Consider the following 12817-nt stretch of genomic DNA (forward strand, 5'->3'; position numbering starts at 1 on the left):
CTTTTATTCTTCAATCATTTTTATTTCAATAAGCTGGCGACAATTCGGACATTTACACTCTAATTTAAATTTCTTTTTTTCGTTTATTTGCGGTATAGAAAGGAGTTGAATAAAAGCTCCCGGTAAAGAAATTAAACCTAATATTAATGCAATGGTATTCATAGTAACTGTGTTGGTAAGCAGTTCTTTATTTATCAAGGTTCCATACATTATGACACCCAAGGAAAAAATGAAAAGTATTATAAATATAAAATAGGTTATTAAGTAAGAAACTTTGATCCATTGCCACACTTTTTTTAAATTCATGATTTATACACCTCTATTAAATATATACGAAAGATAGATAGATAGCGTTTCGAAATAAAATCCCCGCTATCCTTGGCCGGGTCCGCGGGGATCAATTCAAAAAACAACCTCACCAACCATTATAACAGGTGAGGGGATCGGAAGATGGGAAAAAGGCGTAAAAATATTGTACAAATGTGTGCGCTGGCACCAGACGAAAGTGCTACTCGCCAAGCAGTAGCAGAATATATTGAAGAGGTCCGGCTTTACCGGCAGATCGGATTTGTGCGGCGTGAAGCAAGTATTACGCAGGGATACAGTCCGAGGGAGCACGGATCGACCAATGAGATCAACAAACAAACTGAACGCATTGCAATTTGGAATGTCGATACTGAAGCTAGGCTGCAACGGCAGGATGAAGAATTAACGGAAGCCATGAACCGGCTGAATAGCCAACAGAGAGAAATTATTCAGCGGAGCTATTTGGACGATGAAGGCGAATTTGATTATATCAGCTGTGGTGAAATGGGACTGTCTGATAGTACCTTCAGACGGATCAAGAAGGAAGCAATATTCTTGCTGGCAACCAGACTAAGATTAATAGTGTGGAGTGAATCAGAAAGACATCACAATGTGGTATCATGAGACCAGCGAAAGCTGGTCTTTTACTTTGATAAATAATTTTGGAGGAGCTTTATACTATGAAGCAGGAGAAACAAGAAAAAAATAAATCGGAAAAATTTGATGGATACAATACTTCGATCAAATATTTAATAAACAAATTTAATTTAAAATCAAAATGGTATCAGGTGAAGTTCAACCTTGATTTACAAAATATTGAGATAATTAAGGAAAAATTGATAGAAGAACACTCATCAAAAGAATTAAGTGATCTAAAAACTGATTTAGAAGGTGATTATGATCAACTCAAGCTGTTGGCACCAGTAATATCAATTATGGCTGTAGGAACTACCATTGTAGGATTCATACTTAATAATTCTATTGGACTAAGAGATAGGGCTGAAAAAAGTATAAGTGATATGAATGAAAAGTTGTTAATTTTAGAACAAGCAGATCTTACAAATCTAGAAATAAAACAAAAAAGCGCAGAAAACTTATTACAAAATATAGATCAAGCTCGTACAACATTAGGTATTACTTTATTTCATTCATTTTCCTTAAGTCTTTTGGGTATCGCTGTAATAATAGTAGGGTGGCAGTATTTTAGATCAACTAAAAATATTTCTATATTACTTAATGTTGTTACACAGGCTTATTCTGAAAAAAAAGAAAAAGAGCAAAAGAATTATAAAATTAGAGTGTTGAAAAATAAATGAACGTTTTTTGCAAACAAAATGCTTGATTTTTGGCTGCTTTATGATACTTCACTAGACTTTTCCTATGGTAAATTTATATCATGGAAAATCGAATAGGAACACCGATGAGGTATGAATACCTCGTCGCTCAGGTCAGCATCTAATGCTGGCCTTTTTCTATTACGGTGAAACAACGATCCGATTTTCCTGCACATATAAATCGGGAGGTAATGGAAGAATGGCAACAGAAGCAAAAGCAGTAATCAATGGTGGATTCGCGTTCTTGGATGCAGGACGTGTATTGCATGTTCTGAGCGAAAAAAAGGAAGCAGAAAAAGACGCGGCAACTGGCAAGGTCGAAGCATTCCTAGCGCAGCATGCATACGGTTATCCGGTTGTGCCAGCAGGCGATCAATATGAGCAGCTGGTTATCACCATTGCCGAGGATGGCGGACTGACAGAAAAGTTCGGCCGTGACATTCCGGCTCATGTAAAAGCAGTTGCAGCAAAATTGAAGTAGTCGCACCGATCACAGAAGATACTATCCTTAACAAGCATGTATAAACAGACCGGGATCTGTAGCCGGTCTGTTATGATGTTCCCAGAACTCGGTGGATGAGTTGGCATAGCCAGTGGGGCGGTTCGATTCCGTCAGTGGAACGCTATTCGTGAGGTGATGTATGGCAGTCATAAAGTATCGCCAAACCTTGCAGGCTGCGATTGATTCAGCAGCATCTGGTGATTTAGAAGTTGATTTGGCTGGTGGAACGGTCTGGGTAAAGGGTCGGATTGACTGGCGGTCTGGTGTCAATGTTAAGCATGGAACGATTAAGTTTGAAGATGCAGCACATTTGGTACATGGTGATGGCACCGGAATGGAAGACATCACTATCGAATCTCGGCAAGGCAATTTGTCTGCAGACGGGGTAACGCAGAATCCTGTAGTAGAGATCGTTAACGGTCGTGATAACATATTCCGGCGTATTACCGTGAATGGAGACAACCCGCGTACAGCCTTTTTGTGTAAAACCCGTGCATATAACGTCTTGGCTGAAGATGTAACGATCGCAGGCAATCTGGGTTATGGCTGGCTGTATGATGATGGGATAAACGAGCGGAAGAACCCTAATTACCGTGTTTTCGACGGCGAGGATTACGCAGGAGAGCCGTTGGGAGTCGGGGCAACCCTACGCCGGTTCCAATATGGTCATGCGGGTCAGAAGAACCCTGGGGACGGTATAGAGTTCAATGCCCCAATGTGTGGATTCCGCGATGTGCTTATCGAAGATCCTGTCATCACTAGAGCGGTCAAGGGAGACAATAAAGGATTGGGGATTGCTGGAGCCAACTGCACGGGGGTCAGAATTTACAGAGCCATTGTCAAAAATGCCGAACGATCAGGCATTCATTTTGAAAAAGGTGGAGATCATCTGGTAGATGGGTTTGATATTACAGGTGGCGGTCGAGCGATCAGTATTGGTCATACAGCCGGCACCATCTTCAGGAATGGCAGCTGCACTGATAACGAGCAGTGGCTGACTTCATACAATACGCTTGACCCTGATCTGTTCGGTCCAGCAACGGGGTTGGTGTTTGAAAATGTAGTCCTGAAAGGTGCTACGAAAGACGGCATCCTGATTTCTAATGCGGAAAGCTATTTGCTGCGTAATCTGGAAGTGACAGATTATATGGGTGTAGATGATGCTATCTTTATGTTTTATCAGGAAGACCCAGCAGGGATTCGGCAAGGGGTTACCAAATCCCGAATTGATCGTGTCGTTTTCTCAAAGGGGCAGCAGGGCATTGTGCCAGCTGCATTAATCAGTATTTCAAAAAGCCCAAATAATGAAGTCACCAATGTCTTTTCGCCAGACTTGCCGCGCAAAATCAGGATTGAAGGTAATCTTATTCATTTTTAATTGGAGGGGGAATTGAATAATGCTTTGGCAATTCGTGAAGGGACGGAGCAATCCTGTTTCTGAAACAAATCCTTTGTTCACTCAACAAGTACGTTCATCAGAAACAAAAACAGTGATCGATAAAGCGGCAACCGCCCCTGCTACAGGGAAAATGCTTGTAGGGACGAAAGAAACAGTACTGCTGACTATCTATGGTACAGCGACCGCAGCGACCGTTAATTTCAAAGGAAAAGCGCCAGGTGGAGTGGTAACCGCTCTGAATGGTTATCGGCTGGCAGACAGCACACTGGCTACGTTTGGGGGCATGAATGAAACGTGGCGTTTGGACATCGGTTTGCTTGATGAGTTGCAATTGGAATTGACCAATGTAACCGGTGGTGCTGTTACTGTGGACGTGAAGGGGTGAGCCTATGAGTGATGTAGCATATGCAGCATTGAAGGAAGCAAAGCGACTACGTGGGCTTTCAATGGCAGGTGACACGATGATCATTGAAGGGGACAGCAAAGCAGCGAACAATAATGTCAGCAATCACTTGTCTGACCGCGGGGCTGTCACTTGGGCGAATATCTTCATGAGACAGTCATTTAAGATTGTGGCCAATAATGCAGTGGGTGGACAACGCTCGGATGAGATTCGTAAACGCATTGGTAAACTCACGGCTGCTAAACCTGCTTGGGCTTATATTGATTCAGGAACCAATAACATCTCGCAAAGTAAAAAAGCACTCGATACTTTCAATGACAATGTGTACATGTATGAGGAATGCTTGAATAATGGGATTCGGGTTATCGTTCCTACACTTCCACCATCTGCTTCATGGACCACACCGGAGCAAATCAAAGCTTATTTTGAATTGAATGAGCTTCTGATTGAATATGCAGCTCGTACCCCGGGCATTTATCTGGTAGACATCGGTAATGTGTTGATGGGTACCGAAGGCACAGCGATTGTAAATGCAGTAGACAGTACCCATCCATCTGCAAAAGGCGCATGCATGCAAGGTCGGATCATTGCCAATGAAATGATGAAACATATACCAATGAGGGCTTCTACGATGCGGCTGAGCAAAGGTGATCCGTTCAATCTCACCGGAAACGGCGGAATGGTTGGATCTTCTGGTACGGCAGCAGGTACAGCAAAAGGAACAGTAGCTGATGGCTGGATCGTATCCGGTAGTGGCACTGGTACTGTAACTGTATCTAAGGTTCCGCGTAATGATGGGTTGCCGGGTGAAATGTTGCAGATCGAAATGGTAGGGGGCGATGCAACAAGTAGTGTGGATTTTTATAAGGACATTATGAATATCCCAACCGGCGGCACAGCGGCAGTCTATCAGGATAATGATTTGGTATATCATGAAATTGAAGTGGAATACGATGCGGCAGCAGCAATCACTCAGGGCATTACCTTTGGGGCACTCTGCCGAGTGAACAGCACCGGCAAGGTTCTTTCCACAAATAATGGGTTGCATCATGAATCTAGCAATCCAGACTTAGGAATGGTACCGCAAGGCACTATGCTGATCCGCACACAAAATTTCAATGTATCTGCGGGCACAGACCGGATGCGACCGCTACTCAAAACGTATCTATCCAGCGGGAAGTTCTGGATCAAGCGTGCACAGGTCCGCAAAGAAAACAGTCTGTCATTCTCCAAATAATTGAATGAGTGAGATTGATGCAGTATAACAGTGATTTATAGAATCAAATCGGAGTACAGAACCATTCCAGTGATTGACCTTGATTTAGGGTCATCAGTAAAATGGTGTTGTTCTTCCTCCATAGTTACAAAGTACGTATGCTTTTAAAGCAAAGAGCGCAGCAATTTTGCGTCGCTCCGCAGGGGCGAATGCTTTTAAATGCGTAAACATAATGAGCCGGTACGTCCGGTTCTACATATCGCACATGAAGTCACTCCATGGGTGACTTTTTTTGTTGCCTGATATTATGACGAAAGGTGATTTCATGGGGAGAAAGAAGAAGGTTATTCATATCAAGGAGCCGAGGCAGCCGAAGAAGTGTAAAGGTTGTGTATGGGGTAAATGGGATGGAGTGCAGCAATTTTGTAGCCGACCCATTTGTCAGAAGGTAAATACTTCCTGAATGTGGAAATAGTATTAATCACATTATTTAGGAGGAAATTATATGACATTAATTACTATAGTGAATATACCAACGGGTATAGTAATGTCAGGAGATAGTAGAACTTCATCAAACAGTTACATTGTATCTGACGCAACTAATAAAGTCTTTTTACTATTTGATCGAGTTGGAATTGCTACATCAGGTCAAGCTTATATTGATGATATGCCCATAGAGCATTACATTAAAACTTTTGAACTGATGAGTACTCATATTGCAGAGAGCTACCAAACTGATGGTTTTATGAAAGGTGTGGCTGATGCTTTATGTTTGTACATTAGTACTTTAAATATACAAGGCCATCTTATATTTATGGTAGCAGGGTATGAAGATGCTGAACAACACTTATATGCAATAGACAATCAAGAAGGGGAATTTACAGTCAAACGATTGAATACCACACAAGAAACTGAAGAACTTATGTATACTGCTACATGGTTGGGAGATATAGAGATTACGAACAGATTAACTACTGGCACATATCAAACTCAGTTTAGAGTTATGAATATTCAAGATGCTATTGACTATTCCAGACATCTCATTAGAACAACGATTGAACAATTACGATTTGAACCACGTTTCCCTACTGTTGGTGGAGAAATAGATACACTACTTATTCAACCCGTAGGTGGAGGATTTATATACAAAAAAGGATTAACATATCGCCCCTAAAAGTTGGGTTCCGAAAGCATCTCTACATAAATGAGATGCTTTTTTCTTTGTCCAAAAATCCAAAACAAACTCAACTCAATCAACTGCTGAAAGGGGATATATGAAATGGAAATCATCACACTCTCAATAGATCAAATTAACGCAGCTGCATATAACCCTCGTATCGATCTGCAGCCTGGCGACTCCGAATATGAGAAGCTGAAGCGCAGCATTGCTGAGTTCGGATATATTGACCCGATCATTTGGAACCGACGTACTGGGAACATGGTCGGCGGACATCAGCGGTATAAGATTATGGTTCACGAAATAGGCGCAGCCGAACTGCCGGTATCCGTGGTTGATCTGGATGAGCAGCAGGAACGCATCCTTAATATCACACTGAACAAAGTCGGCGGTGGATGGGATGAACAGAAATTGTCTGATGTGCTGCAGGAGTTGCAAACAACCGGATTAGATTTGAACCTGACTGGTTTTGATGAAGTTGAATTGAAGCAGCTTATCGGTGAAGTAGAGATTCCTTTATTCGAAGAAGGCACGGCAGATGATCAAGGCGACTTGGGTGTCCTCAGTTCCAAGCTTGTTACCTGCCCACACTGCGGAGAGGAGTTTGAACACGATTGACTGAACTAAAAGTAGCTTGGGCCACCTATGAAGCTGCAAAATTCGCCTGCGAGAACTTTCACTACAGCCGCAGCCTGCCTGCTGGTAAATCAGTGAAGATTGGTGCCTGGGAGGACGGGCAGTTCATCGGCGTTGTAATCTTCAGCCGTGGCGCAAATAACCGCATAGGCTCACCGTATGGGCTGACACAGAAGGAATGCTGTGAGCTAACCCGTGTTGCCCTGACAAAGCATCATTCATTTGTATCTGAAATTCTGGCAAAGGCGATTCGTTTCCTTAAAGAGCAGTCACCGAACGTGCAGTTGATCGTCAGTTATTCCGATCTGGAACAGGATCATCATGGCGGCATCTATCAAGCGACGAACTGGATATATGAAGGTAAGACAGACGGGGAACGTTATTTCATCTTGCATGGGAAGAGAATACATCCTAAAACCATTCACTCCAGGTATGGAACGGGCAGCCAACGTCTGGAATGGCTCCGTGAACATGTTGATCCGGGTGCTGAAGCCTATCAAACGAATGGAAAGCATAAGTACCTGATGCCACTTAATAAGAAAATGCGGCGGCATATACTGCCATTGAGTAAACCCTATCCGAAAAAATAAAAGGGGAACGCGCTAACGTCCCCCTTTTCGGCCAGGGTATCCCCCGGCAGAGACAGTGGAAGTCCGTGGCCACGGTAGTATAAGCCACTGTCTCGGATTCCATCATAAGGGAAAGCCGAGGGGTACGCAATGGGAACAGCAAACGAACAATTCAATCTACCAGAACATATTATAGAAGCGGCTGAGGCACACAGTGAAGCCCTGACGCAATATCAGAAGATTATACGGGCAGGAATTGCCCAGTGGGTTAAAGATCTGCAAGCAGGCAAAATCAAGATGGATACCGTTCAGGATTTGGAACGATTGATTGAGCTGGACATCAAAATACGGAAGGATGAGCTGATATGAGCCCATCCTTTTCTTATTCTTGGGGGTGGTGATAGTGTAGTGGCAAGAGAGCGACGGCCTGAACGCGACCAGGCAAAACAGATGTGGCTGGATAGCGGCGGGCAAATGAAATTAAAGGACATTGCTGCTGCTCTTTCTATCAGTGAACAGCAGGTGCGGAAATGGAAATCCCAAGACCGCTGGCAGGATGCTTTGAATGGTAACGTCAATGGTAACGTTCCGGCTGAAAGCAAAGGTAACGCTGGGGCTCCGAAAGGTAACAGAAATGCAGCAGGCAATAAGGGCGGCGCACCACCAGGCAATAAGAATGCAGCCGGTAATCCGGGCGGCGGCGCGCCATTTCGTAATAAGAATGCTCTGATTCATGGGATTTATGAAACAGTCTTCCTGGATGCTCTAGATGAGGATGAACAGCAGATGCTCGCGAACATCAACCCTGATCCGCGGGTACAGGCAGAAGAACAGTTGGCGATGCTTACTATTCAGGAACGCCGTCATTTAAAACGTATTAAGCAGTTGGAAGCCGGGCTGACTGATCATGAGCGGAAGATCAAGCAGGAACTGATGAGTCGGACGGACAAGGTTCAGCATTCCAACCCCAAAACTGGGAAGGTGATTACAGTACCTGTCACGACTGAAGGCATGAAGGTGACGGAGATCACCACAGTGGAGCTGCCGAAGTTGGATAAGATTCTCAAGCAAGAAGATGCACTGACCAAAGTCCGAGATAAGAAGATACGGTTGATTAATCAAATCGCTAATATGGATTTGGAGCAGGAAAAGATACAGCTTGCACGCGAACGGATGGAGCTAGAACGATACAAGGTGCTGGGCAGGGGAGAGGTAGAAGATGAATTGGAAGATGACGATGGGGATGATTTAGGATGGTAATCGCACTTGCCAAGGAGCATCAGCGGCGGATTAAGCGGAAGTTGCAAACACGTCCAGACAAGCTGGCAGAACTGAAAGGTATCCTGTTTGATTTTGAGTTATTCTGCTTTCGTATGCTCAAGATCAAAAACAAACAAGGTAAGGTTGTTCCGCTTGAATTGAACGATGCGCAGCGCCGCTATGCTAAACGAGTTTTCCATGATATAGCCTCAGGTAAACCAGTACGCATTATCATCTTGAAAGCTCGGCAGATGGGATTCTCGACGGTTACAGAAGCAATCATTTATTACTTCTCATCCTTACAGGAAGCCAAGAATGCTTTTATTGTCGCTCAGTCGTCAGATGCATCCAGCAACTTGTATGATATGTTCCAGTTCTACTATGAACGTGTACCGACCATGATCCAACCAATGAGCCGTAAGAACAATGCCAGAAAGCTGACCTTTGAAAATCCTGCGATCCGCACGGTAGACCGCCGGAAGAATCCCGGGCTGAAATCAAAGATCACTGTGCAAACGGCGGAAAGCCGGGTACTTGCCCGGTCAGACACTATTCATTACCTTCATGCATCAGAAGTGGCATTCTGGCCAGCCAAGAAAAAGAAGCGGCATCTGCTGTCGCTTTTGGCTGCTTTATCTAAAGAATCAGGTAGCATCGGGATTATTGAATCCACAGCAAACGGTATGGAAGAGTTCAAGCAGCTATGGGATGCAGCAGTGAGAGGGGAGAATGACTTTATCCCTCTCTTTTTCGCATGGTTTGAAATGCCGGACTACCGCAAATCGGTACCGCCTGGCTTCGAACTGACGGATGAAGAGCAAGAACTGAAGGACAAATATAATCTGGATGATGAGCAGCTGCAGTGGCGCCGGTACACGATTCGGAATGACTGCGGTGGGGATGCCCGGCAGTTTGATCAGGAATATCCTTCTGAGCCAGACGTTGCCTTCTTGCTGTCTGGAGAATCGATCTTCGATAACAAATTCATCAAGCGTCTGCGGGATGCGATCCGCGTAATCGGCAGCCGCTTTGAAATTGATTTTGTCAAAAACAAGATCGTTCCTTCACACGTTGGGGAGCTTACCATCTATCAGCAACCGGAGCCCAGCAAGCGGTATATCTTGGCGGCTGATACAGCGAAGGGTACCGAGGATGGTGACTATGATGCTGCGTATGTCATAGAAGAGCGTACAGGAGAAATGTGCGCGGCTCTGCATGGGAAATGGGATACTGACCTATACGGCAAAAAGCTGAATACCTTGGGGCTTTATTACAATACGGCACTGCTGGCAGTAGAGAACAATAACACTGGCGAATCTGTGCTGAATACACTATTCAATGCCTGTCATTATCCGCTACTATTCTTGCACAAGAAGGGGCGGCTGGGCTGGAACACCAACCCTGCGACACGTCCGGTTATGATGAGTGATTTCAAGGAAGCCATCCGGGATGAGTTGTACATCATTCACTGTCCGGAACTGTATGGTGAGTGTATGACACTGATCGATAATCATGGCAAGATTGAGGCTGACAGCGGCTGCCACGATGACCGAGTGCTGGCGTACTCCATTGCGTTGCAAATCCGGCAGGTATCCGGCAGATGGTTCGAATGGTACGAAGAACGGCAGCGCGAGCATCAGCAAGCTGCGGTACAACACGACACAGGAGAAACGGGGTGGTTATAGATGAGTGATGTGCAATGGATTGATATTAATAAGGCGGCGGTACCGTCAAGCACGCAAATTAGCGACGTTTTCGATAATCGATATGATGTGAATGGGCTGGTGCCGTTTGAACTTGGTACCGATCCCGGATCATGTCGGCTGCTGGTCAAGAATAGCAATATTATTCCGCAATGTATTGAGGCATATCGCCGGAACATCACTGGTTACGGTGTGACATTGGAATACACAGATGGGGAGAGTGACCAGACAGCCAAGGAAGAATGGAACAAGGCAGAACGCTTTTTGGAAACCTGTAGCCTAGATCCGGGTATCGAGTCTTTGATTGGTTCGTTCATTGAGGACTTGGAAACCTACGGCATGACGAATGTGGAAGTAGCATGGGCGACCGGCAGCGAGTTCCCTACACTCTACCGGATGTCACCGAACTATATTCGGTACACTCGAGAAAACACGAAAGCGACTGTGCGACGCAAAGTAATGATCAAGTCCACGAAGCAAATTGAGGAGTTTACCCAGGAAGTATATGTCCGCAAATATGCAATGAGCCGCAGCAATGAAATCGTCTGGTTCCGACTATTCGGCACTGAAGGCGATGGAAACCAAATCATCCCGCTTCGGCTGGGTCAGGATGGTACCTATGGGGAGCCGCGCTGGTTCGGTCATGCACCGGGTATACTCGGGAGTAGAGAAGCAGAAGAACTGAATGTGAACTATTTCAGCAATGGGCGGATGTTGTCCATGCTGCTCACCGTAATCAATGGTGAACTGACCCCTGAATCTATTGAAGCTCTGAAAACGATCAAGGGCAGTTCTTCCCAATCCGGTATCCTCTACCTGAAAGCTAAAGGGCAAAAAACCGGCGGGCCAATCGATGAAAAAATCGAGAAGGTAGAAATCAAGGTAGATAAGCTGAATGACCTGCTGCAGGAAGATGCGTTATTCCTGGAATACGGTAAGGAAAAGAAAGCAGATATCTTGTCTGCCTTCCGGTTGCCGCCGATTCTGGTAGGTATGAGTTCGGATTATAACCGGGCAACTGCTGAATCTGCACTGCAGTTTGCTGAAGAGCAAATCTTCCAGCCATATCGCAAATGGATCATGGATGAAATATTTAATAAGCGAATATTCCCGGCGCTCGGTATTTTCCGGGTACAGGCGGTACTGCGTGGAGCAAAGATCGTTGATCCAGATGAACGCCGGCAACTGTTGGACTTCATTGCAGTCAATGGGATTATGTTGGTTCGTCACCTTATCCCGATCGCAGAAGATGTGCTGGGAACAACGATCGACGAAGCCAAGTACTCGGAGGAATATTTGGATACACCGATTGCTTATCTGCTGAACAAACAGCCTGAGGTGATTCCTGTAGGTACGACAGCAGCAGGGGACACCGACGATTTGCAAAACAAAGTAGTCAGTATTGCCAAGCGCTTGTTAAAACATGGGGCTGATCAGGTAGACAACCATGTGTGATACCTGCTGGTCACTGATTGCCAAGGCGGATGATGATGAGTTTTTGGATAGTCTGGATCTTACCAATGCTGAACGAGCTGTACTAGAAGAACTTTATCTGCAAGGTGAAGATGCATTGATTGAACTGCTGGAGCAGCAGGGCAATGAAGTGAAGGAAGCCATTGGGAATATGGCAGAAGAACATCTGGTTGATGAAGGGGAATTGTTCAAAGTATTGCTGGCTGTAAGTGCCGGTGAACTATTTCAAGCTAAGTTTGAACAAACGATATACGATAGCTTCACGCCGCTGTTTGACCTGGCTGGTGAGACAGAATTAACCGCCTTTGATCCAGAGAAGGTCTGGAAAAAAGAAAGTAAACGCGCATCTGCTTTTGTCCAGCAACTGAAGAATCTGGTGCCTGATATGAATGCAACAGGTATAGATACGATGCTGCGTACATTCAAATCTGCCATTGAGACAGGTAAGACCCCGGCAGAGCGGGCACAACTGGTGAAAGAAGTCAGTGCCCAAGCAGCGAATGGCGAAGAAGGACCGTTCTCCACACAACGAGCTGTACGTATATCAAGAACTATGACGACAGCGGCTGCGAATGGCGGTAAGCAAGAAGGCTGGATGCAGTCAGAGGTTGTTAAAAAGAAAAAATGGAGAGCAGCAGGTGGCAAGCGTACCCGTGAAGATCACCGCAAGGCTAATGGTCAGATTGTAAATGTCGACGAACCTTTTACTGTTGGTGGGGAAAAGCTCATGCATCCAGGTGATCCAGCAGGTAGTGCAAAGCAGATTGCAAACTGCCGTTGTACCACGCAAGCTGTGCTGGAATAGAAAAAGACCTGAATTTGACTCAGGTCTCTTGTGT

Annotated in this window: 15 protein-coding genes; 14 read left to right on the forward strand and 1 reads right to left on the reverse strand. The window is 45.0% G+C overall.

Annotation, left to right across the window (positions count from 1 at the left end; translation table 11 throughout):
* Positions 1–3: 3 nt before the first annotated feature.
* Entirely contained in the window at positions 4–306 is a 303-nt protein-coding gene (locus ABXR35_RS02015; RefSeq protein ID WP_367054713.1) for a hypothetical protein, read from the reverse strand.
* Between the two features lie 144 nt (positions 307–450).
* Here ABXR35_RS02015 and ABXR35_RS02020 point away from each other — a divergent pair, with 144 nt between their 5' ends.
* From ABXR35_RS02020 to ABXR35_RS02085, 14 genes are all read left to right on the forward strand, one after another.
* Positions 451–930 carry an ArpU family phage packaging/lysis transcriptional regulator gene (locus ABXR35_RS02020; protein ID WP_367054716.1) on the forward strand — a complete coding sequence of 160 codons (480 nt, stop codon included), beginning with the start codon at positions 451–453 and terminating at the stop codon, positions 928–930.
* A gap of 56 nt (positions 931–986) precedes the next feature.
* Positions 987–1622, forward strand: coding sequence for a hypothetical protein (locus tag ABXR35_RS02025; RefSeq protein WP_367054719.1), 636 nt, complete (start codon positions 987–989; stop codon positions 1620–1622).
* 217 nt (positions 1623–1839) lie between these two features.
* Positions 1840–2121 carry a hypothetical protein gene (locus ABXR35_RS02030; protein WP_367054722.1) on the forward strand — a complete coding sequence of 94 codons (282 nt, stop codon included), beginning with the start codon at positions 1840–1842 and terminating at the stop codon, positions 2119–2121.
* Positions 2122–2281: 160 nt separating this feature from the next.
* Positions 2282–3520: a hypothetical protein gene (locus tag ABXR35_RS02035; RefSeq protein ID WP_367054725.1), complete on the forward strand. Its 1239-nt coding sequence runs from the start codon at positions 2282–2284 to the stop codon at positions 3518–3520.
* A 19-nt stretch (positions 3521–3539) separates the two neighbouring features.
* Positions 3540–3926 (forward strand): hypothetical protein, encoded by a 387-nt coding sequence (locus tag ABXR35_RS02040; protein ID WP_367054728.1) that lies wholly within the window; start codon positions 3540–3542, stop codon positions 3924–3926.
* Positions 3927–3930: 4 nt separating this feature from the next.
* Positions 3931–5181 carry a GDSL-type esterase/lipase family protein gene (locus ABXR35_RS02045; protein WP_367054731.1) on the forward strand — a complete coding sequence of 417 codons (1251 nt, stop codon included), beginning with the start codon at positions 3931–3933 and terminating at the stop codon, positions 5179–5181.
* Positions 5182–5665: 484 nt separating this feature from the next.
* Positions 5666–6334 (forward strand): hypothetical protein, encoded by a 669-nt coding sequence (locus tag ABXR35_RS02050; RefSeq protein WP_367054734.1) that lies wholly within the window; start codon positions 5666–5668, stop codon positions 6332–6334.
* 105 nt (positions 6335–6439) lie between these two features.
* The gene (locus ABXR35_RS02055) at positions 6440–6955 is read left to right on the forward strand and encodes a ParB N-terminal domain-containing protein (RefSeq protein WP_367054737.1); all 516 of its coding nucleotides are present in this window, start codon (positions 6440–6442) and stop codon (positions 6953–6955) included.
* Complete coding sequence (locus tag ABXR35_RS02060) at positions 6952–7563, forward strand: Mom family adenine methylcarbamoylation protein (protein ID WP_367054740.1); 612 nt, start codon at positions 6952–6954, stop codon at positions 7561–7563. Before ABXR35_RS02055 ends, ABXR35_RS02060 begins: the two co-directional genes overlap by 4 nt.
* A gap of 129 nt (positions 7564–7692) precedes the next feature.
* On the forward strand, positions 7693–7911 hold the full coding sequence (locus ABXR35_RS02065; RefSeq protein ID WP_367054743.1) for a hypothetical protein: 219 nt from the start codon (positions 7693–7695) through the stop codon (positions 7909–7911).
* Positions 7912–7950: 39 nt separating this feature from the next.
* Positions 7951–8802, forward strand: a complete 852-nt coding sequence (gene terS, locus ABXR35_RS02070) for a phage terminase small subunit (protein WP_367054746.1) — start codon at positions 7951–7953, stop codon at positions 8800–8802.
* Entirely contained in the window at positions 8796–10487 is a 1692-nt protein-coding gene (locus ABXR35_RS02075) for a terminase large subunit (protein ID WP_367054749.1), read from the forward strand. Before terS ends, ABXR35_RS02075 begins: the two co-directional genes overlap by 7 nt.
* Positions 10488–11960, forward strand: coding sequence for a phage portal family protein (locus ABXR35_RS02080; RefSeq protein WP_367054752.1), 1473 nt, complete (start codon positions 10488–10490; stop codon positions 11958–11960). It begins immediately after the preceding gene.
* A complete protein-coding gene (locus ABXR35_RS02085) occupies positions 11953–12783 on the forward strand; it encodes a phage head morphogenesis protein (RefSeq protein ID WP_367054755.1) in 831 nt (276 codons plus the stop codon). The genes ABXR35_RS02080 and ABXR35_RS02085 overlap by 8 nt, the downstream gene beginning before the upstream one ends.
* The last annotated feature ends 34 nt before the right edge of the window (positions 12784–12817 follow it).

This window comes from Paenibacillus sp. JQZ6Y-1 (assembly GCF_040719145.1).
In the GTDB taxonomy this organism is placed as follows: Bacteria; Bacillota; Bacilli; order Paenibacillales; family Paenibacillaceae; genus Saccharibacillus; species Saccharibacillus kandeliae.

Coding starts and splice junctions, on each gene's coding strand:
- ABXR35_RS02015 (WP_367054713.1), bottom strand. CDS start 306: ATGAATTTAAAAAAAGTGTGGCAATGGATCAAAGTTTCTTACTTAATA.
- ABXR35_RS02020 (WP_367054716.1), top strand. CDS start 451: ATGGGAAAAAGGCGTAAAAATATTGTACAAATGTGTGCGCTGGCACCA.
- ABXR35_RS02025 (WP_367054719.1), top strand. CDS start 987: ATGAAGCAGGAGAAACAAGAAAAAAATAAATCGGAAAAATTTGATGGA.
- ABXR35_RS02030 (WP_367054722.1), top strand. CDS start 1,840: ATGGCAACAGAAGCAAAAGCAGTAATCAATGGTGGATTCGCGTTCTTG.
- ABXR35_RS02035 (WP_367054725.1), top strand. CDS start 2,282: ATGGCAGTCATAAAGTATCGCCAAACCTTGCAGGCTGCGATTGATTCA.
- ABXR35_RS02040 (WP_367054728.1), top strand. CDS start 3,540: ATGCTTTGGCAATTCGTGAAGGGACGGAGCAATCCTGTTTCTGAAACA.
- ABXR35_RS02045 (WP_367054731.1), top strand. CDS start 3,931: ATGAGTGATGTAGCATATGCAGCATTGAAGGAAGCAAAGCGACTACGT.
- ABXR35_RS02050 (WP_367054734.1), top strand. CDS start 5,666: ATGACATTAATTACTATAGTGAATATACCAACGGGTATAGTAATGTCA.
- ABXR35_RS02055 (WP_367054737.1), top strand. CDS start 6,440: ATGGAAATCATCACACTCTCAATAGATCAAATTAACGCAGCTGCATAT.
- ABXR35_RS02065 (WP_367054743.1), top strand. CDS start 7,693: ATGGGAACAGCAAACGAACAATTCAATCTACCAGAACATATTATAGAA.
- ABXR35_RS02075 (WP_367054749.1), top strand. CDS start 8,796: ATGGTAATCGCACTTGCCAAGGAGCATCAGCGGCGGATTAAGCGGAAG.
- ABXR35_RS02080 (WP_367054752.1), top strand. CDS start 10,488: ATGAGTGATGTGCAATGGATTGATATTAATAAGGCGGCGGTACCGTCA.
- ABXR35_RS02085 (WP_367054755.1), top strand. CDS start 11,953: ATGTGTGATACCTGCTGGTCACTGATTGCCAAGGCGGATGATGATGAG.